Source organism: Geodermatophilus sp. SYSU D00742, assembly GCF_054049935.1.
The window spans coordinates 138,587-156,747 of sequence record NZ_JBJGYJ010000004.1; the positions used below are offsets into that span (position 1 = coordinate 138,587).

Consider the following 18,161-nt stretch of genomic DNA (forward strand, 5'->3'; position numbering starts at 1 on the left):
GGACGACCGTCGAGGAGGGGGCCCGCAGCGACGCGCGGTCGAGGCGTCGGGGTGCGGTCCCCGGGACCCCCGAGGGGCTCAGCGGGCGGCGATCGCGGCGTCGATGAGCCGCTCGGCGAGCGCGCGGCCGTGGGCGGCGGGGCCGTCGGGGCCGAGCAACCCGCCGGAGAGGTACATCCCGTCGATGATCAGGTGGACCTGCGCGGCGAGGTCGTCGCCGGCGCCGGGCGCGACCTGGTCGGCGAGCCGCTCCAGGCGGGCGTGCAGCTCGAACTTGTAGTCGGCGGCGGCGCTGCGCGCGGGGTGCTGCGGGTCGTCGTACTCGCTGCTGACGTTGGTGAACGGGCAGCCGCGGAAGCCGGTGCGGGTCACGTCCCGCTCGACGGCGTCGACGACCGCCAGCAGCGCGGCCCGCGGGTCACCCTCGAGGCGCACCAGCTCGGCGTCGATGAAGGCGAGCACGGTGGCCGCCTTGCGGGCCAGGTAGGCGCCGACGAGGTCGTCCTTGCTCTTGAAGAGCCGGTAGACCGTCATCTTGCCGAGCCCGGTCTCCCTGACCAGTTCGTCCATGCCGACGCTGCGGGAGCTGCGGCTGGCGAAGAGCCGCTCGGCGGTGTCCAGGACGATGGCCTGCCGCTCGGCCCGGCTCCGGCGGACGGGAACCGAGGCGTCGTCGGCGGCGAGGGGGAGGGCGGCTGCGGTCACGTCGGGGATGCTGCCCCAGCCCGTGACGGATCAGTTCGCGGCACGCCGGGATCCGGCGCCGGTTGGTCGCAGTGAGTGACGAGAGGCGCCCGGGCTGGCCGGGACCCCGGGGATCGGTGGGACGCGTGTGACGATGTGTGACCGTCAGGCGACCTACCGATCCCCGGTCGGGTCAGGCCCGGCGTACCCGGCGGGGGTTGGCCAGCATCCGCGCCACCGGGACGGCGGAGGCCTGCTGGGCCTGCGACTCGTCTGCCTGGCGCTCGGTCGGGGTCTCGTCGATCACTCGCATGTCGCGCTGCGTGTCCTCCATGCCACCCAGCGTCCCCCGTCCGAGGGCCGCGGAAACAGACCCGATACGGTGAGTTGAAGCCGAAACGCTGAGAGATCAGTCACTCCGCGTGTGCGCCGGGCCGCCTCCCAGGGCCGCGACGAGCGAGTCGGCGGCCGCCGGACAGGACGGCCCGACCGTGGACGCGCTGAACCGGTCGACCAGCCCCTCGAACCGCTCGCGCACCCGGGCCCCGACGTCCGCGGGGTCGGCGACGACGGCGAACGCGCCCAGCACCTCGTCGTCGACCAGGTCCCGCATCGCCGTCCAGCGGTCCTCCCGACGGCCCACCGACAGGGTGTGCAGCTCGTCGGCGAGGTCCTCCCAGCCGTGCAGCTCCAGCACCGGCCGGTAGGCCGGGGTGCTGCCGTAGAACGCGATCTGGGCACGGACGGCGGCGGCCGCGGCGTCCCGCTCGGCGCCGGTGTCCCCGGTGACGACGAACCCCGGCAGGCTCACGGTGACGTCGGTGCGCGCCCGCCCGGAGACCGCGAGCCCCTCCTCGAGCGCCGGCAGCGTGCGCTCCCGCAGGTAGCGGGCGGTGGTGAACGCGTGCGCGAACAGCCCGTCGGCGACCTCGCCGGCCAGCCGGGTCATCGCCGGCCCGACCGCGGCCAGGTGCACCGGCGGCCCACCCCACTCGTGCGGCTCGGGGCTGAAGACCGGTGTCATGAGGGTGTGCGTGTAGTGCTCGCCCCGGAAGCGCAGCGGGGTGCCCTCCTGCCAGGCCGTCCAGATGGCCCGCAGCGCGGCGACGTACTCGCGCATCCGGGGCACGGGGGAACTCCACGGCATGGAGAACCGCCGCTCCACGTGGGCGCGGACCTGGGTGCCCAGCCCCAGCACGAGACGGCCGCGGGTGTAGCGCTGCAGGTCGTGCGCCGTGGCGGCCACCGTCATGGGGGAGCGGGCGAAGGCGACCGCGATCGCCGTCCCGACCTGCAGCCGGGTGGTGGCCCGGCCGGCCACCAGGAGCGGCAGGAACGGGTCGTGGTCGGTCTCGGAGGTCCAGACGCCGGCGTAGCCGCGCCGTTCCAGCTCGCGGGCGACCCCGGGGACCTCGTCGAGGTCGGCGGGCAGGGTGGCGTCGAGCAGCACGGCCCCGGAGCCTGCCGCACGGGCCGCCCCGCCCGCCAGCGCTCAGGGGGTGTCCGCACCCTCGCCGGGCAGCTCCTGGCCCTCGGCGGGCTCCTCGCTGCGCGGTGTGCGGCCGTCGGCCGTGTCCTCGCCGGGCGGGTCACCCTCGGCGCGCTCGGCGGTGCGGGGCGGGCGCTCCGGGTCGGTCATCGTCGTCCTCCTCGGTCGGCTCGGTCCGGTTCGCCGGGCCTGTGCCCGGGGGACCGGCTGCTCAACCGCGCAGCGTGGTGGCCGGCGGCAGCTCGCGGCGCAGCCGGGTGACGGCCCCTGGCCCGGGCAGTGCGCCACGGGCGCCGGGCCCCGTCGTGGACAGCGCGGCGGCGGTGACCGCGACGGCGACCGCCCTGGCCGGTGCGGCCCCCTCGGCCAGGGCCGCGCCGAGCGCGCCGCAGAAGCAGTCGCCGGCCCCGGTGGTGTCGACCGCCCGCACCGGGGGCGGGGCCTGCAGCAGGGCCGGGCCGTCCGCGGGCACCAGCAGCGCGCCGCGGGCCCCGAGGGTCACCACCACCGTGCCGGCCCCGAGCGAGCGCGCCAGCTCGGCGAGCTCGGCAGGCGTGCGGTCGGCGGGTGCCGCGCCGGACAGCGCGACCAGCTCGTGCTCGTTGGGCACCAGCACGTCCACGCGGGCCAGCAGCTGCGCCGGGAGCGGCTGGGGCGGGGCGGGGGTCAGGACGACCGTGCCGGCCGCGGCGGCCGCGGCGGCCGTCACGGTGGCCAACGGCACCTCGAGCTGGAGCAGGACCACCCGCGCCCGGCGGACGGGATCGACCTCGACGTCGGCCGGGCGGAGCTCGGCGTTGGCGCCCGGGACGACGACGATCAGGTTCTCGCCGCTGCCCTCCTCGACCGGGATCGTCGCGCTGCCGGTGGGTGCCTGCGGTGTCCGGAGCACGTGCCCGACGTCGACGCCGACCCCGGTGAGCGCCGCCAGCTGCCGCTCCCCGGGCGGGGGGGGGGGGGGGGGGGGGCCGCGGGCGCCCCCCCGGCCCCGCCCCCCCCCCCCGCCCCCCCCCCCGCCCCCCCCCCCCCCCGGCCCCCGCTTCACCCGGGACTCGTCGGGCACGGGGACCGCCCGGAGTCGGGGCCGCCACGGCACCTGCACCGCGTCGTCGAAGTCCAGCACCGCTCGCTGCACGCCTGCCACGACCACTCCTCCCGCCGATCACCGAGACCGTCGAACAACTGTTCGAACCGGACGTCTGTGCGTTGTCTACCGGATGGCTCCGACGAAAGCCACACCGACCCGGGGCCACTTCGAACACGTGTTTGATCGTGCGCCTCCGGCGCGCTACCGTCGGCCCGAAGGACGAGACGCGCTGCTTGGGCAGGCGACGAGGAGGCGACGGTGGCGGAGAAGAGCGGTACGTCGGGGCGCCGCCGGCGGACGGCGGTCCCGGCGGCGACCACCGAGACGGCGGCCGTGCGCACGTTCCCCGACCGGGGTGAGGCCGGCGATGGCCTCACCCAGCGTCAGCGGCGCGTGCTCGAGGTCATCCGCGACTCGATCGAGCGCCGGGGCTACCCGCCCTCGGTGCGCGAGATCGGCGAGGCCGTCGGCCTCTCCTCGGCGTCCTCGGTCGCCCACCAGCTGACCGTGCTGCAGAAGAAGGGCTGGCTCCGGCGCGACCCGAACCGGCCCCGCGCACTCGACGTGCGCCTCCCGGGGGACGCCACCGGCGAGCCGGTGCAGCCGGCGGCGGTGGCGGGTCCCGAGGAGACCCCGGCCCCGACCTACGTGCCCCTCGTCGGCCGCATCGCCGCGGGTGGCCCGGTCCTGGCCGAGCAGGCCGTCGAGGACGTCTTCCCCCTGCCGCGCGAGCTGGTCGGCGAGGGCACGCTGTTCATGCTCAAGGTCGCCGGCGACTCGATGGTGGAGGCCGCGATCTGCGACGGTGACTGGGTCGTCGTGCGCCAGCAGCCGACCGCCGAGAACGGCGAGATCGTCGCCGCGATGCTCGACGGCGAGGCCACGGTGAAGACCTACAAGCGCCGCGACGGGCACGTGTGGCTGCTGCCGCACAACCCGGCGTACGAGCCCATCCCCGGCGACGAGGCCACCATCCTGGGGCGCGTCGTCACGGTGCTGCGCCGGGTCTGAGGTCCGGCCGGATCGGTCCGCCGGGGTCCGCCGCCCCGGCGGACCGTCTGCGCGTCCCCGCGCCCTCCCACGGCCCCGCCCCACGTCCGGGCGCCGCGCGCGGCCGAGCCCGTGGCCTCCTGTCCGACGGGCCCCTTGACCTGCCCGGTCCACCCCCGTCCCGGCCGGGCCACGTCGGCCGATCAGGTGCGGCGGCGCAGCTTCCCGCCCACCCACACGAGGGCCGTGGCGATCACGGCGGCGACCACCGCGGTCGGCACGAGCGGGATCCCCCCGTCGGAGGCGGTCAGCAGGCCGGGCAGCCCGTCGTCCGCCGACGCGGGCGCCGCAGCACCCGCGCCGACAGGCGCCTCCGGGATCGGGACGACGGTCACGTCGCTCGGCACACCCTCGCCCGCCACGACGACCCCGTTGCCGTCCGCGGTGAAGCTGATCGCCTCGCCCTGCGGTGCGTCCGGCAGCGCCAGCCGCACCGGCTCCGCCGCGAACGCCCCTGCGACGTCAGAACCCGACAGCGGCCACACGTAGGCGTCGGTGTACGTCCGCAGCGCCAGCCGGCTCCCGTCGGCCGACACCGCTCCCCCGGTCACCATGAGCTGACCGGCTCGTCCCACCGGACCACCGGTGGTGCCGGTGAGCGTGAACTCCACCCCACCCACCTCGGTGAGGGCCACCGTCCCCGACTCCACCAGCGCGGTCACCGGCCGGTAGACCGCGCTGGCGCCGAGCACCTCCTTGGAGACGAGGTAGGGGGTGCCGTCGGGCGCCAGCAGCAGGGCCTCGACGTCCCGCGGGCCGTCGGGGTAGGTGAGCCGGTGGACCGCGGTGCTGCCGTCGGGCCGCAGCGCGATCAGCGCGACCGTCTCCCGGGTGCCCTGGTTGTCCCCCGTGTCGGCCAGCCACACCGTCCCGTCGGCACCGACGGCGAGGTCCTCGGGGTCGTAGGGGTCCATCGGCGCGCTGCGTACGGTGAGCACCTGGCACGTGGCGTCCAGCACGAAGACGTCGAGCTGCTGGCCGCCGTCGTTGATCGCGAGCATCCGGTCGCCGACCACGACGAGCCCGGACAGCTCCGGCAGGCGGGGATCGGTGATCTGGCACTGCGTCGTCGGAGCGGGCGGCGCGGAGTCCTCGGCGGACGCCGGCGGAGCGGCTGCGAGGACGAGCGTCATCGCGAGGGCCGCGCCCGCGCCGAGACGTCGCCCTGCGGCGCCGCTACGCGGATGGCCGGCCAGCTCGGGCACCGACCCAGCGTGACAGCACGACTGCGTCCAGCGCGTGAACCACGCCCAACAGCAGGATGCCGACCGCCGCGCCGACGACGGCGTCGGTGACCCAGTGGAAGTCCAGCGAGACCATCGCGACCCCGGTCGCCACGGGCCCCGCCACGCTCAGCAGCCGGAAGGTCCGCTGCACGGCGGGCGCGAGCCGGAACTCGACCGCCTGCCAGCGGGCCACCCCCCACATGAGGACGGCGTTGGCCACGTGCCCCGAGGGGTAGGAGGCGCCGTCCCGGTGGAAGAACGACCCCGGGTAGGCCGGTGCGGTCCGGCCCGTCCCGTACTTGAACCCGTAGACGACGACGGTCAGCAGCGCGAGGGCGACGAGTACGCGCAGCAGCGGGACGACGCTGCGCCGTCGCCACACGAGGTGGGCGACGAGGCCGGCCAGGACGATGAGGATGAAGCCGCGACCGCCGAGCTGGGTGACGGCCCAGACCGGCCAGTAGGCGGCGGAGTCCTTGAGGCCCCAGGCGCTGACCACCTCGGAGACCCGCAGGTCCATCCGCTCCAGCACGCCCCGGCTGAGCAGGTCGACGGTGACCCCGACGGTGACCAGCAGGGCGAGGGAGAGCAGCCACCACGACGGGCGGCCGGCGGTGACGACCCGCTGGTACGGCACGGACCGGGCGTCGTCCGCGGGCCGCTGCCCACCGGTACGCCGCTGCACCGCGCCGCTGGTCACACGGCTCACGGTACCGGCCCGTGACGTGCCCGTGACCTCGCCCGACCGGGCCAGGCGTGCCGCGCAGCGCCACCGGGGCGCGCGCGTGGCACCGGCCGGGCGACCGGTGCCACGCGGCAGCGCCGGTCAGACCACCGGCGCGGCAAACTCCTCGAGGGCGGCGGCGAGTGCGCCGTCCACGCGGGCGGTGAGGCGGGTCCCCCCGGCCTCGTGCAGCTCGCTGAGCACCTCGCCGTCCCGGTGGACCCGGGCGACGAGGTCCCCGCGGCCGTACGGGACGAGCACGTCGACCTCGACGTCGGGGTGCGGCAGCCGGGCCGCGATGATCTCGCGGAGCTGCTCCATCCCCTCGCCGGTGCGCGCCGACACCCAGACCGCGCCCGGCAGCGCCCGCCGCAGGGTCAGGACGTCGTCCTCGGTCATGGCGTCGACCTTGTTCACCACGATGAGCTCGGGCACCGCGGCCGCGTCGATCTCACCGAGGACCACGTGGACGGCGTCGATCTGGCCCAGCGGGTCGGGGTCGGAGCCGTCGACGACGTGCAGCAGCAGGTCGGCGGCGGCCACCTCCTCCAGGGTCGACCGGAACGCGTCGACCAGCTGGTGCGGCAGGTGCCGCACGAAGCCCACGGTGTCGGTGAGCGTGTACTCGCGGCCGTCGGGCGACTGCGCCCGGCGCACCGTCGGGTCCAGGGTGGCGAACAGCGCGTTCTCCACGAGCACGCCGGCACCGGTGAGCCGGTTGAGCAGGCTGGACTTGCCGGCGTTGGTGTACCCGGCGATCGCCACGCTGGGGACGGCGTTGCGCCCCCGGCTGGACCGCTGCGTGGCCCGCGCGGTCGCCATACCGGCGATCTCGCGACGCAGCTTGCTCACCCGCGCGCGGATCCGCCGCCGATCGGTCTCGATCTTGGTCTCACCGGGACCGCGGGTACCGATGCCGCCACCGCCGGCGACGCGGCCACCGGCCTGCCGGGACAGCGACTCACCCCAGCCGCGCAGGCGCGGCAGCATGTACTGCATCTGTGCGAGCTCGACCTGCGCCTTGCCCTCCCGGCTGGAGGCGTGCTGGGCGAAGATGTCGAGGATCAGGGCGGTCCGGTCGACCACCTTGACCTTGAGGATCTTCTCCAGCTGGTTGAGCTGGCCCGGCGTCAGCTCGCCGTCGCAGATCACCGTGTCGGCGCCGGTCGAGGCGACGATGTCGCGGATCTCCGCGGCCTTGCCCGAGCCGACGTAGGTGCCGGCATCCGGCTTGTCGCGCCGCTGGCTCACCGCCTCCAGGACCTCCGACCCCGCCGTCTCGGCCAGCGCGGCGAGCTCGGCGAGGGACCGGTCGGCGTCGGCCTGCGTCCCCTCGGTCCAGACACCGACCAGCACGACGCGCTCCAGGCGCAGCCGGCGGTACTCGACCTCGGTGACGTCGGCGAGCTCGGTGGACAGTCCCGCGACCCGGCGCAGCGCACCACGCGCCTCGAGTTCGTAGGAGCCGGTCGTGTCGTCCGGCTCGTCCCACTGACCGGCGGGTGCGGGACGGGTCGCCTCGTCGACCGGGGCGGCCCGCACGGCGCGCTCCCCGTCATCGTCGAGAACGGCGCGGTTCTGTGCTGTCGTCATCGTCTCCAGCGTGGCACGGCCCGGCAGAGTGGGCACCTGAGTTGTCATCGCCCGGTACAACACCGGGACCGCCGGGGACCATCCCGCGCCGGTCAGGCGTGGCCGGGGCCTCGCCGGGTAGGGGCGGACGACGACACCCCGAGGAGGTCAGAGATGAGCGAGAGCGGCAGCAGCAGCCTGGGCGCCAACGAGGAGATCGACGACCCGGGCCGCGACCCCCAGGGCCTCAACCCACCGCGCAACCCGCTGTCCGGTGGTCTCGGCAGCACGACCGGCGGGCCCGACCAGGACAGTGGCCGCGGCGAACCGAAGGGCAGCCCGGGCATCGCCGGGCAGTCGATGATGCCGGAGTCCCCGGAGGAGACGGAGAACACCGGCGAGGGGAGCGCCCGGGGCTGAGTCACGACCGGCGAGCACCCGGCGGGTGGGCCCTGGGCCCTCAGCCCCGGAGCCACTCCCGCGTGAGGGAGCCCGCGGCCACCACGACGGCGGGGCCGCTGAGCACCGTCGTCCGCTCGTCCACCCGCACCGAGAGGCGGCCACCCGGGACGTCCACCGTGACCGTCCCGGTGGCCGCGCCGGCGTCCTCGAGGGCGGCCCAGGCGGCGGCGCAGGCGCCGGTGCCGCACGAGCGCGTCTCCCCCACCCCGCGCTCGGACACCCGCAGCCGGATGTGCGCACCGGGCTCCAGCACGTCCACGAACTCGACGTTGACGCCCTCGGGGAACAGTTCCGCGTCGACCGACGGCGCCGCCGTGAGGTCGAGGGTGTCGACGTCGACGTCGGTCAGGCAGGCCAGGTGCGGGTTGCCCATCGACACCGCCCGGCCGGGGAACGCCGCGCCGTCGAGCACCGCCTCGCCGTGTCCGAAGGGCCGGGCCGGGCCCATGTCGACCCAGTACCCGCCGTCCGGCGCGGCGCCCACCCGACGTGGGCCGCCGCGGGTGCCCACCCACACGCCGCCGGCACAGGCGGCCCGGTCCACCAACCCCTCGGTGACCAGCACGTGCAGGAACAACCGGATCCCGTTGCCGCACATCTCGGCGTGCGAGCCGTCGGCGTTGCGGTGGTCCATGAACCACTCGCACCGGCCGAGGGCCTCCCCCAGCACGGCGGGGGCGTCGGGGACGTGCGCGCTGCGGACGACGCGCAGCACGCCGTCACCCCCCGGCCCGGCGCGGCGCTCGCAGAGCCGGCGGACCATCGCCACGTCCAGCCGGTCCTCCGGCCAGACGGTGCCGTCGGGGTCGGGCAGGACGACGAAGTCGTTCTCCGTGCCGTGGCCGATGAGCACCCGGTCTGCGTTCACCCGTCGATCGTAGGTGCGCCGATCAGCGCCTCCGCCGCGTCGGCCAGGTCGGGCCGGGCGGCGTCGAGCCAGTTCGTGGCCGCGTCCCGGCGGAACCACGAGCGCTGTCGCCGGACGAAGCGGCGGGTCGTGCTCACCGTGCGCTCGCGCGCCTCCTCCGCGGTCAGCACCCCGTCGAGCTGGGCCAGCACCTGCGCGTAGCCGAGCGCACGCGACGCCGTCGGCGCCTGCCGCAGTCCGTCGGCGGCCAGCGCCTCCACCTCCGCGACGAAGCCGGCGGCCCACATGCGGTCGACCCGCCCGGCGATCCGCTGGTCGAGCTCGGCCGGGTCCCGGTCGAGGCCCACCACGACCGCCGGGTAGTGCGGCCGCGGCTCGGGCAGGGTGGCCCGGAACGGGCCACCGGTGAGCTCCACGACCTCCAGCGCCCGCACGATCCGCCGTCCGTTGCCCGGCAGCACCGCGGCGGCCGCGGCCGGGTCGACGGCGGCGAGGCGGGCGTGCAGCGCCGGAGCGCCCACCTCGGCCAGCTCCGCCTCCAGCCGGGCCCGCACCGCGGGGTCGGTACCCGGGAGGTCCAGGTCGTCGAGGACGGCGCGCACGTACAGCCCGGAGCCGCCGACGAGCAGCGGCACCGTGCCGGCGGCGCGGAGCCGGTCGATCTCGGCGCGGGCCCGCCGGCGGTACTCGGCCACCGACGCCGCCTCCCGGACGTGCCACAGGTCGAGCAGGTGGTGCGGCACCCCTGCCCGCTCCTCCGGGGAGGGCTTGGCCGTGCCGATGTCCATGCCGCGGTAGAGCTGCATCGAGTCGGCGTTGACCACCTCGCCGCCGAGCCGCTGCGCGAGTGCGACGGCCAGGGCCGTCTTGCCGGTCGCGGTCGGCCCGACGACGGCGACCACCGGCGGCGGCGACGTCACGCCGCGACCCAGTCGGCCACCAGGTAGCCGACCCCGAACGGCGCCTCGTGCAGGTGCAGCCGTGCACGGACCTCCCGGCCGGCGAGCACCGCCCCGACCGCCCGCCACGTGGGCACACCGGCGGCCAGCAGCCGCTCCCCCTCCACGGCGTCCAGCGCGGCGAGCGCGCCGGCGTCCCCGGCGGCCAGCGCCGCGGCCACGGCGTCGTCGAACGGGGCGGCGGCCTGGTCGAGGTAGCCGGGCGCCTTGACCGTGCGCCGCGCCGAGCCGTCGCCCATCGCGAGCAGGCCCACCCGGCCCGGCAGGCCGGCGAGGACGTCGGCGAGGTCGCCGGGGCCCACCCCGAGCCGCTGGCCGGAGTACCCGGCCCGGTCCAGCAGCCAGGCCCCGACCGTGTGCGCGAGCGGCGTGCGCCGGCCCCTGGGCTGCACCGGCCCGGCGAAGGGCACCTCCAGGTCGACGCCGAACCCGCGCAGGTCGCCGCCGTCGCCGGGACCGAACCTCCCGTCGGCCCCGTCGCCGACCACCACGACCACCTCGGGACGACACGCGAGCACCGCCTCCAGGGCCTCGGCGCACGCGTTCCGCAGCGCCGCGGTGTCCGCCGCGGCGCGTCCGGCGACCGCCGGGAGCAGCAGTGGCGGGCACGGGCAGAAGGCCGCCGACACCGCTGCGCCCGGCCCCCGGGTGCGCGGCCCGGCCGCGGAGATGCTCACCGCAGCAGTGTCGCGGATGCGGCGTGGGACACTGCGGTGCGTGTCGAGCACGGAGAACGCCGCAAGCACCTCGCCGCAGGTCCCCACGCCGGAGACGTCCGGGTCGGAGGCGGTCACCCCCGAGGCGGGGACGGCGGCCGCGCCCTCCCCCGGTGACGCCGCGCTGGCCGATCCGACAGCCGGGTCCCCCGAGGCCACCGACCAGCCGGACCTCGTGCCGCCGGAGGCCACCACCCCCGAGGTGGTCGCGCCCATGCCGGACGCCCCGGCCGAGGCCACCACCCCCGAGGTGGTCGCGCCCACGCCGGACACCCCGGTCGAGGCCACCACCCAGGCGTCCGCCCCGGAGCAGCCGACCGCACCGGCGTCGGACCCCAGCCGGTGGGGCCGGGTCGACGAGGACGGCACGGTCTACGTGCGCACCCCCGACGGCGAGCGGGCCGTGGGCTCGTGGCAGGCCGGGAATCCGACCGAGGGCCTGGCCCACTACGCCCGCCGCTACGACGACCTCGCCACCGAGGTGTCGCTGCTGGAGGCGCGGCTGAGGGCGCACACCGGCAACCCGAGCGAGATCAAGGCGAAGGCGCAGGCTCTGGCCGACTCCATCCCGACCGCCACCGCCGTCGGCGACCTCGACGGGCTGGCGGCCCGCGCCCGCGCGATGGTCGAGACCGCCGACTCCGCGGCGGCCGAGTCCCGCGCGGAGAAGGCCGCGGCCCGCGCCGCGCAGGTCGCCCGCAAGGAGGCGCTGGCCGCCGAGGCCGAGCAGATCGCGGCGGAGTCCACCTCGTGGAAGGCGGCCGGCGACCGGCTGAAGGCCATCGTCGAGGAGTGGAAGACCATCCGCGGCATCGACCGCAAGACCGACGAGGCGCTGTGGTCACGCTTCGCCGCGGCGCGGGACGCCTTCGGCCGCCGCCGGGGCGCGCACTTCGCCGCCCTCGACGCCCAGCGCAGCGAGGCCCGCGCGGCCAAGCAGGAGCTGATCGCCGAGGCGCAGCGGCTGTCCACGTCCACCGACTGGGGCGCCACGAGCGCGGCCATGCGCTCCCTCATGGACCGCTGGAAGGCCGTCCCCCGCACCGGCCGTGACGGTGACGACGACCTGTGGAAGCAGTTCCGGGCCGCCCAGGACGTCTTCTTCACCGCCCGCTCCGAGCAGGACAAGGCGCGCAACGCCGAGCAGGCGGCCAACCAGCAGGCCAAGGAGGAGATCCTCGCCGAGGCCGAGAAGCTCGACCCGTCCACCGACCTGCGGGGTGCGCAGAACGCGTTGCGCAAGCTGCAGGAGCGCTACGACGCGATCGGTCACGTGCCGCGCGGCGTGATGCGGCAGTTGGAGGACCGGATGCAGGCCGTCGAGCAGCGCGTCCGGGGCGCCGTCGACTCCACGCGCGCCCGCGTCGCGCCGGAGAACCCGATGGTCACCTCGATGCGCCAGGCGGTCACCAAGGCCGAGGAACAGCTGGCCAAGGCCGAGGCCGCCGGGGACGCGCGGCGCATCGAGGAGGCGCGGGCCAACCTCGCCACCCGCCGCGAGTGGCTGGCCGAGGCCGAGAAGGCGGCGTCGCGCCGCTGAGGCAGGGACGGAGGACGGCGTCGTGACCACGTTCGTGCTCGTGCACGGCGCCTGGGGTGGGGCCCACGGGTTCCGGCACGTGCGCCGGCTGCTGCGCGAGGCCGGCCACGAGGTCTTCACCCCGGCCCTCACCGGGATCGGCGAGCGGTCGCACCTGGCCAGCCCGCAGGTGGACCTGACCACCCACGTCACCGACGTGGTGCACCAGGTCCTCTACGAGGACCTCGACGGGATCGTGCTCGTCGGCTTCTCCTACGGCGGCCTGGTCGTCACCGGCACGCTGGACGCCATCGGTGACCGCGTGCGGTCGCTGGTCTACCTCGACGCCTTCGTGCCCGACGACGGCGACTCGCTGTACGGCCTGCTCGGCGTCCCGGTACCGCCCCGCACCCTCGGGACGCCGTGGCTGGTCGAGGGCCCCGTCCGCGTGTACGAGGACCCGGCCGAGGAGGCCTTCAGCACCCCCCGCCGCACCCTGCACCCGGTCGGCTGCTTCACCGAGCCGGTCCGGCTGTCCCGCCCCCTGGAGGAGTGGCCGTTCCGGCGCACCTACGTGCGGGCCACCGCCGCGGAGCCGGGGGTGCCGGCCAACCCGGGGTTCGCGGCGGCCGCCGCCCGTGCGCGGGCGTCGGACGCGTGGGTCTACCGGGAGATCGCCACGACCCACCTGGTCCCGCAGAACCGCCCCCGGGAACTGACCGACCTGCTGCTCGAGTCGGCCTGAACCCGCCGGCGCGCGGCCACCTCCACCCGGCGGCCGCGCGCCGGGGTGCTCAGGCGGGCGCGCCGACGCGCGGCATCCCCAGCAGGACGCCCGGCGTGGTCGGCCGCGTCCCGGCCTCGGAGGCGTCCCCGGCGCGCGTGCGGCGGTGCGACAGCAGCGCGCCGTCGGCGACCAGGTGGTGCGGCGCGGCCTGCGTCACCACCGTCTCGACGACGTCGCCCGGGCGGACACCGTCGGCCGCCGTGAAGTGCACAAGCCGACCGTCACGGGCCCGGCCGCTCATCCGGCCCCGGGCGGCGTCCTTGCTGCCCTCCCCGGCGGCGGCCAGCAGCTCCACCCGGGTGCCGACCAGGGCACGGTTCTCCGCCCAGCTGATCTCGTCCTGCAGCGCGGTCAGCCGCAGGTAGCGCTCCTGGACGACGTCCTTGGGCAGCTGCCCGTCCATCTCGGCGGCCGGCGTCCCGGGGCGCTTGGAGTACTGGAAGGTGAAGGCGCTGGAGAAGCGGGCCTGCCGGACCAGGTCGAGGGTCTGCTCGAAGTCCGCGTCGGTCTCGCCGGGGAATCCCACGATGATGTCGGTGGTGATCGCCGCGTCGGGCATCGCCGCCCGCACGCGGTCGAGGATGCCGAGGAAGCGGTCCCGCCGGTAGGCGCGCCGCATGCGGCGCAGGACCTCGTCGGAGCCGGACTGCAGCGGCATGTGCAGCGAGTGGCAGACCGCCGGCGTCTCGGCCATCGCGGCGATGACGTCGTCGGTGAACTCCCTCGGGTGCGGGCTGGTGAAGCGGACCCGCTCCAGGCCGTCGATGCGGCCGGCGGCGCGCAGCAGGTCGGCGAAGGCGCCCCGGTCGCCGAACTCGGCGCCGTAGCTGTTCACGTTCTGGCCCAGCAGGGTCACCTCGAGCACGCCCTGGTCGACCAGCGCCTGCACCTCGGCGAGGATGTCGCCCGGCCGGCGGTCCCGCTCCTTGCCGCGCAGCGACGGGACGATGCAGAACGTGCAGGTGTTGTTGCACCCCACGCTGATGGAGACCCAGCCGGAGTACGCGGAGTCCCGCTTGGCCGGCAGCGTGGACGGGAAGACCTCGAGGGCCTCGGCGATCTCCACCTGTGCCTCGGCGTTGTGCCGGGCCCGCTCGAGCAGCGCCGGCAGCGAGCCGACGTTGTGCGTGCCGAAGACGACGTCCACCCACGGCGCCCGGCGGACGATCTCGCCACGGTCCTTCTGCGCCAGGCAGCCGCCGACGGCGATCTGCATCCCGGGGTGGGCGTCCTTCACCGGGCGCAGGTGCCCGAGGTTGCCGTAGAGCCGGTTGTCGGCGTTCTCCCGCACCGCGCACGTGTTGAGGACGACGACGTCGGCGTCCTCACCCTCCGGCGCGGCGGCGTACCCGGCGGCCTCGAGCAGCCCGGAGAGGCGCTCGGAGTCGTGCACGTTCATCTGGCAGCCGTACGTGCGGACCCGGTAGGTCCGTCCGGCGGTCTGGAGCTCGGTACCCATGTCACCTGCGAGGGTACGGCGACCCGGACGGGTGTTCCCCCGCTCACAGCCCCCGCGCGTTCGTTACTGCTTCGTGATCGCCCCGTTCGGCCACGGTCGCCTCCCGGCCCTAGGGTCGCTCGGGTGACCAGCCGTTCCAACGGAGAGCCTCTCGTCCGCCTGTCCGGCGTCAACAAGTGGTTCGGCGAACTCCACGTGCTGCAGGACATCGATCTGTCGATCGACCGCGGCGAGGTCGTCGTGGTCATCGGCCCCTCGGGTTCGGGCAAGTCGACGCTGTGCCGGACGATCAACCGCCTGGAGACGATCCAGCAGGGCGAGATCACCATCGACGGGCAGCGGTTGCCCGAGGAGGGCAAGGCCCTGGCCCGGCTGCGCAGCGACGTCGGGATGGTCTTCCAGAGCTTCAACCTCTTCGCCCACAAGACGATCCTGCAGAACGTCACGCTGGGGCCGGTCAAGGTCCGCGGGAGGTCCAGGGCAGAGGCCGAGCAGCGGGCGCGCGAACTGCTGGACCGGGTGGGCGTGGGCGCGCAGGCCGACAAGTACCCCGCCCAGCTGTCCGGCGGCCAGCAGCAGCGCGTCGCCATCGCCCGCGCGCTGGCCATGGACCCGAAGGTCATGCTCTTCGACGAGCCGACCTCGGCCCTGGACCCCGAGATGATCAACGAGGTCCTCGACGTCATGACGTCGCTGGCCCGTGACGGGATGACGATGATCGTCGTCACGCACGAGATGGGCTTCGCCCGCCGCGCGGCCAACCGGGTGGTCTTCATGGACGGTGGCCGGATCGTCGAGTCCGCGGACCCCGAGACCTTCTTCACCCGCCCCCAGTCGGACCGGGCCAAGGACTTCCTCTCGAAGATCCTCAACCACTGAGCCCGGAGGAAAGGAACACACATGCGGATCACCCGATACGCCGCCGCCTTCGCGGCCACCGGCGTCGTGCTCGCCGGTTGCAGCAGCGAGGCCGGGACCCAGGCGGAGGACGCCGCCGGTGGCGGCGCCGAGGTCGCCGAGGACGTCTCGTTCGACGCCGGCACGACGATGGCCGAGCTCAACGAGGCGGGCTCGATCACCATCGGGACCAAGTACGACCAGCCCGGGTTCGGCCTGCTCAACCCCGACGGCGTGCCCGAGGGCTTCGACGTCGAGATCGCCAAGATCATCGCCGGCGAGCTGGGCATCGCGGCCGAGGACATCACCTGGACCGAGACGGTGTCGGCCAACCGTGAGCCGTTCATCCAGAACGGCCAGGTCGACATGGTGGTGGCCACCTACACGATCAACGACACCCGCAAGCAGGTCGTCGACTTCGCCGGGCCGTACTACGTGGCCGGTCAGGACATCATGGTCGCCGCCGGCAACCCCGAGTCCATCGGCGGGCCGGAGGACCTCGCGGGCAAGACGGTCTGCTCGGTCGAGGGCTCGACCCCGGCCCAGAACATCCGTGACAACTACCCCGAGGCCAACCTGGTCACCTACGACGTGTACTCCAAGTGCGCCGACGACCTGGCCAACGGCAACGTCCAGGCGGTGACCACCGACAACGTCATCCTCACCGGCCTGGTCGCCGGCAACCCCGAGGGCTTCGAGCTGGTGGGCAACCCGTTCACCGAGGAGCCCTACGGCATCGGCCTGGCCAAGGGTGACGACGAGTTCCGCAACTTCATCAACGACGTCCTCGAGGAGTCCTTCGAGGACGGCCGCTGGGCCGACGCCTGGGACCGCACCGCCGGTGCGATCACCGGCGAGGAGGCTCCCGAGCCCCCGACGGTCGACCGCTACTGAGTCCCCGTGGCGCCGCCGGGTGGGTGACCACCCGGCGGCGCCGCCCCGTCACTGACGTCGAGAGGGCGCGGTGCAGTTCATCAGCGACAACTTCGACCTGCTGTGGCGGGCGTTCCTGACGACGCTCTCGCTGGCGGTCACCAGTGGCCTGTGCGCCCTGGTCCTGGGCACCGTGCTGGTCGGCATGCGGGTGAGCCCGGTCGCCCCGCTGCGCGGGCTGGCCACCTTCTACGTCGAGGTCTTCCGCAACACCCCGCTGACGGTGGTGTTCTTCTTCCTCTTCTTCGGCCTGGTCTACGTCGACCTGCAGTTCCCCAGCCGGTTCGTCACCGCGGTGGCGGCGCTGTCGCTGTACACCGCGTCGTTCGTCTGCGAGGCGCTGCGCTCGGGCATCAACGCCGTCCCGCCGGGGCAGGCCGAGGCGGCCCGCGCCCTCGGCCTGGACTTCGGGCAGACCCTGCGCACGATCGTCCTGCCGCAGGCGTTCCGCACCGTCGTCCCCCCGCTGGGCAACGTCTGGATCGCGCTGGCCAAGAACACCTCGATCGCGGCAGGCTTCGCCGTCACCGACCTGACTGCCGCACTGCAGCGCCTGGCCAACGCCAACGCCGACCAACTCCTGGCGGTCTTCGCCGCCGTCGTCATCGGCTACCTGGTCATCACGCTGCCCTCGGCGTGGCTGATCAAGGTCGTCGAGAACCGGGTGGCGATCGTCCGATGAGCAGCACCAGCGTCCTGTTCGACCTGCCCGGGCCGCGCGCCCGCCGCCGGCAGCGCATCGGCACCGTCGTCGGCGTCCTGGTCGTCCTGGGGCTGATCGCGCTGGCCCTGTGGCGGCTGGGGATCAACGGTCAGCTCGAGGGCCAGCGGTGGGCCATCCTGTTCGACCCGGCCGCCGGGGTGCCCCAGGCGCTGGGCGAGGCCCTGCTCAACACCCTCGCCGTGGCAGCCGTCGGCATGGTCGCCGCCACCGTGCTGGGCGCGCTGCTCGCCGTCGGCCGGCTGTCGGACCACGCGTGGGTGCGCGGACCGGTGGCGGTGGTCATCGAGTTCTTCCGCGCCGTCCCGCTGCTGGTGCTGATCCTGTTCTGCCTGCTGTTCCTGCCGACCGTGGGCATCCCGATGACGGCGTTCCGGGCGCTGGCACTGGGCCTGACGCTGTACAACATGGCGGTCCTGGCCGAGATCTTCCGGGCCGGGATCCTGTCGGTGGACCGCGGCCAGCGCGAGGCGGCCATGGCCCTCGGCATGCGCAAGACGCAGGTGATGACCCTCGTCCTGCTGCCCCAGGCGGTGCGGCGGATGCTGCCGGTGCTGGTCGCCCAGCTGGTCGTCCTGCTGAAGGACTCCTCGCTGGGCTTCATCGTCGGCTACATCGAGCTGCTGCGGCAGGCGCGCAGCCTGGTGGAGTTCTTCAACTTCCAGTTCGGCAACACCTACACGTTCCAGCTCTACGTGGGCGCCGCCGTGCTGTACATCGTGGTCAACGTGCTGTTGTCCCAACTGGCCCGGGTCGTCGAGGCGCGCACGCGGCGCAACGCGAAGACCGCCGCCACCACGAAGACCGAGCTGCCCGCCGACGTGCAGATGGGCGGTGGCGGCGGCGCCGTCCCGGTGTGACCTGCAGGGGTGTCCCGGTGTGACCTGTAGCGCGCCGTCCGGCTGTGACCCGCGGCGCCTCCTCCGTGGGCGGCGGGGGCGCCGGTGACCGGGTGGGACTGGTGGGACGCTCCACGGTCACGCCGGGGCAGTGCACTGCCGAGATCAG

Annotated in this window: 20 protein-coding genes; 8 read left to right on the forward strand and 12 right to left on the reverse strand. The window is 74.9% G+C overall.

The genetic code is table 11. The annotated features are described in order from the left end of the window. Positions 1-78: 78 nt before the first annotated feature. The 5 genes from ACI78V_RS04470 to ACI78V_RS04490 form a co-directional block, all read right to left on the reverse strand. Positions 79-705 carry a TetR/AcrR family transcriptional regulator gene (locus ACI78V_RS04470; RefSeq protein ID WP_456849317.1) on the reverse strand — a complete coding sequence of 209 codons (627 nt, stop codon included), beginning with the start codon at positions 703-705 and terminating at the stop codon, positions 79-81. Between the two features lie 172 nt (positions 706-877). Further along, positions 878-1,018, reverse strand: coding sequence for a hypothetical protein (locus tag ACI78V_RS04475; RefSeq protein ID WP_456849319.1), 141 nt, complete (start codon positions 1,016-1,018; stop codon positions 878-880). Between the two features lie 75 nt (positions 1,019-1,093). Then, positions 1,094-2,134, reverse strand: a complete 1,041-nt coding sequence (locus ACI78V_RS04480; RefSeq protein WP_456849321.1) for a TIGR03617 family F420-dependent LLM class oxidoreductase — start codon at positions 2,132-2,134, stop codon at positions 1,094-1,096. A 42-nt stretch (positions 2,135-2,176) separates the two neighbouring features. Further along, complete coding sequence (locus ACI78V_RS04485) at positions 2,177-2,323, reverse strand: hypothetical protein (protein WP_456849323.1); 147 nt, start codon at positions 2,321-2,323, stop codon at positions 2,177-2,179. Positions 2,324-2,384: 61 nt separating this feature from the next. Next, positions 2,385-3,323, reverse strand: a complete 939-nt coding sequence (locus ACI78V_RS04490; RefSeq protein ID WP_456849325.1) for a PfkB family carbohydrate kinase — start codon at positions 3,321-3,323, stop codon at positions 2,385-2,387. A gap of 195 nt (positions 3,324-3,518) precedes the next feature. Here ACI78V_RS04490 and lexA point away from each other — a divergent pair, with 195 nt between their 5' ends. Beyond that, positions 3,519-4,271, forward strand: a complete 753-nt coding sequence (gene lexA / locus ACI78V_RS04495) for a transcriptional repressor LexA (protein WP_456849327.1) — start codon at positions 3,519-3,521, stop codon at positions 4,269-4,271. Positions 4,272-4,453: 182 nt separating this feature from the next. Here lexA and ACI78V_RS04500 read toward each other — a convergent pair whose 3' ends face one another. The 3 genes from ACI78V_RS04500 to hflX form a co-directional block, all read right to left on the reverse strand. Continuing rightward, positions 4,454-5,515 carry a hypothetical protein gene (locus ACI78V_RS04500; RefSeq protein WP_456849328.1) on the reverse strand — a complete coding sequence of 354 codons (1,062 nt, stop codon included), beginning with the start codon at positions 5,513-5,515 and terminating at the stop codon, positions 4,454-4,456. Then, positions 5,487-6,236 carry a phosphatase PAP2 family protein gene (locus tag ACI78V_RS04505; protein WP_456849330.1) on the reverse strand — a complete coding sequence of 250 codons (750 nt, stop codon included), beginning with the start codon at positions 6,234-6,236 and terminating at the stop codon, positions 5,487-5,489. Before ACI78V_RS04505 ends, ACI78V_RS04500 begins: the two co-directional genes overlap by 29 nt. A gap of 126 nt (positions 6,237-6,362) precedes the next feature. Continuing rightward, on the reverse strand, positions 6,363-7,853 hold the full coding sequence (hflX, locus tag ACI78V_RS04510) for a GTPase HflX (protein WP_456849332.1): 1,491 nt from the start codon (positions 7,851-7,853) through the stop codon (positions 6,363-6,365). Between the two features lie 153 nt (positions 7,854-8,006). Here hflX and ACI78V_RS04515 point away from each other — a divergent pair, with 153 nt between their 5' ends. Next, complete coding sequence (locus ACI78V_RS04515) at positions 8,007-8,252, forward strand: hypothetical protein (protein ID WP_456849334.1); 246 nt, start codon at positions 8,007-8,009, stop codon at positions 8,250-8,252. Between the two features lie 40 nt (positions 8,253-8,292). Here the strand turns inward: ACI78V_RS04515 and dapF are convergent, their stop codons facing one another. From dapF to ACI78V_RS04530, 3 genes are read right to left on the reverse strand one after another with little or no spacing between them, the layout of a single operon-like run. Continuing rightward, positions 8,293-9,162 carry a diaminopimelate epimerase gene (dapF, locus tag ACI78V_RS04520; RefSeq protein WP_456849336.1) on the reverse strand — a complete coding sequence of 290 codons (870 nt, stop codon included), beginning with the start codon at positions 9,160-9,162 and terminating at the stop codon, positions 8,293-8,295. Next, positions 9,159-10,082 (reverse strand): tRNA (adenosine(37)-N6)-dimethylallyltransferase MiaA, encoded by a 924-nt coding sequence (gene miaA / locus ACI78V_RS04525; protein ID WP_456849338.1) that lies wholly within the window; start codon positions 10,080-10,082, stop codon positions 9,159-9,161. The genes dapF and miaA overlap by 4 nt, the downstream gene beginning before the upstream one ends. Further along, on the reverse strand, positions 10,079-10,798 hold the full coding sequence (locus ACI78V_RS04530; RefSeq protein ID WP_456849340.1) for a hypothetical protein: 720 nt from the start codon (positions 10,796-10,798) through the stop codon (positions 10,079-10,081). The genes miaA and ACI78V_RS04530 overlap by 4 nt, the downstream gene beginning before the upstream one ends. 40 nt (positions 10,799-10,838) lie before the next feature. Here ACI78V_RS04530 and ACI78V_RS04535 point away from each other — a divergent pair, with 40 nt between their 5' ends. Together ACI78V_RS04535 and ACI78V_RS04540 are read left to right on the forward strand one after the other, a co-directional pair. Beyond that, positions 10,839-12,377 carry a DUF349 domain-containing protein gene (locus tag ACI78V_RS04535; RefSeq protein WP_456849341.1) on the forward strand — a complete coding sequence of 513 codons (1,539 nt, stop codon included), beginning with the start codon at positions 10,839-10,841 and terminating at the stop codon, positions 12,375-12,377. 22 nt (positions 12,378-12,399) lie between these two features. Beyond that, the gene (locus ACI78V_RS04540) at positions 12,400-13,101 is read left to right on the forward strand and encodes an alpha/beta fold hydrolase (RefSeq protein WP_456849343.1); all 702 of its coding nucleotides are present in this window, start codon (positions 12,400-12,402) and stop codon (positions 13,099-13,101) included. 49 nt (positions 13,102-13,150) lie between these two features. Here ACI78V_RS04540 and miaB read toward each other — a convergent pair whose 3' ends face one another. Then, positions 13,151-14,602 (reverse strand): tRNA (N6-isopentenyl adenosine(37)-C2)-methylthiotransferase MiaB, encoded by a 1,452-nt coding sequence (miaB, locus tag ACI78V_RS04545; protein ID WP_456849345.1) that lies wholly within the window; start codon positions 14,600-14,602, stop codon positions 13,151-13,153. Between the two features lie 123 nt (positions 14,603-14,725). Here miaB and ACI78V_RS04550 point away from each other — a divergent pair, with 123 nt between their 5' ends. The 4 genes from ACI78V_RS04550 (at position 14,726) to ACI78V_RS04565 (ending at position 18,013) form a co-directional block, all read left to right on the forward strand. After that, positions 14,726-15,481: an amino acid ABC transporter ATP-binding protein gene (locus ACI78V_RS04550; RefSeq protein ID WP_456849347.1), complete on the forward strand. Its 756-nt coding sequence runs from the start codon at positions 14,726-14,728 to the stop codon at positions 15,479-15,481. Positions 15,482-15,502: 21 nt separating this feature from the next. Further along, positions 15,503-16,393: a glutamate ABC transporter substrate-binding protein gene (locus ACI78V_RS04555; RefSeq protein ID WP_456849349.1), complete on the forward strand. Its 891-nt coding sequence runs from the start codon at positions 15,503-15,505 to the stop codon at positions 16,391-16,393. A gap of 70 nt (positions 16,394-16,463) precedes the next feature. Beyond that, on the forward strand, positions 16,464-17,114 hold the full coding sequence (locus ACI78V_RS04560; RefSeq protein WP_456849351.1) for an amino acid ABC transporter permease: 651 nt from the start codon (positions 16,464-16,466) through the stop codon (positions 17,112-17,114). Then, positions 17,111-18,013, forward strand: coding sequence for an amino acid ABC transporter permease (locus ACI78V_RS04565; RefSeq protein ID WP_456849352.1), 903 nt, complete (start codon positions 17,111-17,113; stop codon positions 18,011-18,013). Before ACI78V_RS04560 ends, ACI78V_RS04565 begins: the two co-directional genes overlap by 4 nt. Positions 18,014-18,161 lie beyond the last annotated feature (148 nt).

Bases quoted from the DNA above. Each gene is read 5' to 3' on its own strand.
- ACI78V_RS04475 (WP_456849319.1), bottom strand. From the start codon at position 1,018: ATGGAGGACACGCAGCGCGACATGCGAGTGATCGACGAGACCCCGACC.
- ACI78V_RS04485 (WP_456849323.1), bottom strand. From the start codon at position 2,323: ATGACCGACCCGGAGCGCCCGCCCCGCACCGCCGAGCGCGCCGAGGGT.
- hflX (WP_456849332.1), bottom strand. From the start codon at position 7,853: ATGACGACAGCACAGAACCGCGCCGTTCTCGACGATGACGGGGAGCGC.
- ACI78V_RS04515 (WP_456849334.1), top strand. From the start codon at position 8,007: ATGAGCGAGAGCGGCAGCAGCAGCCTGGGCGCCAACGAGGAGATCGAC.
- miaB (WP_456849345.1), bottom strand. From the start codon at position 14,602: ATGGGTACCGAGCTCCAGACCGCCGGACGGACCTACCGGGTCCGCACG.
- ACI78V_RS04555 (WP_456849349.1), top strand. From the start codon at position 15,503: ATGCGGATCACCCGATACGCCGCCGCCTTCGCGGCCACCGGCGTCGTG.
- ACI78V_RS04565 (WP_456849352.1), top strand. From the start codon at position 17,111: ATGAGCAGCACCAGCGTCCTGTTCGACCTGCCCGGGCCGCGCGCCCGC.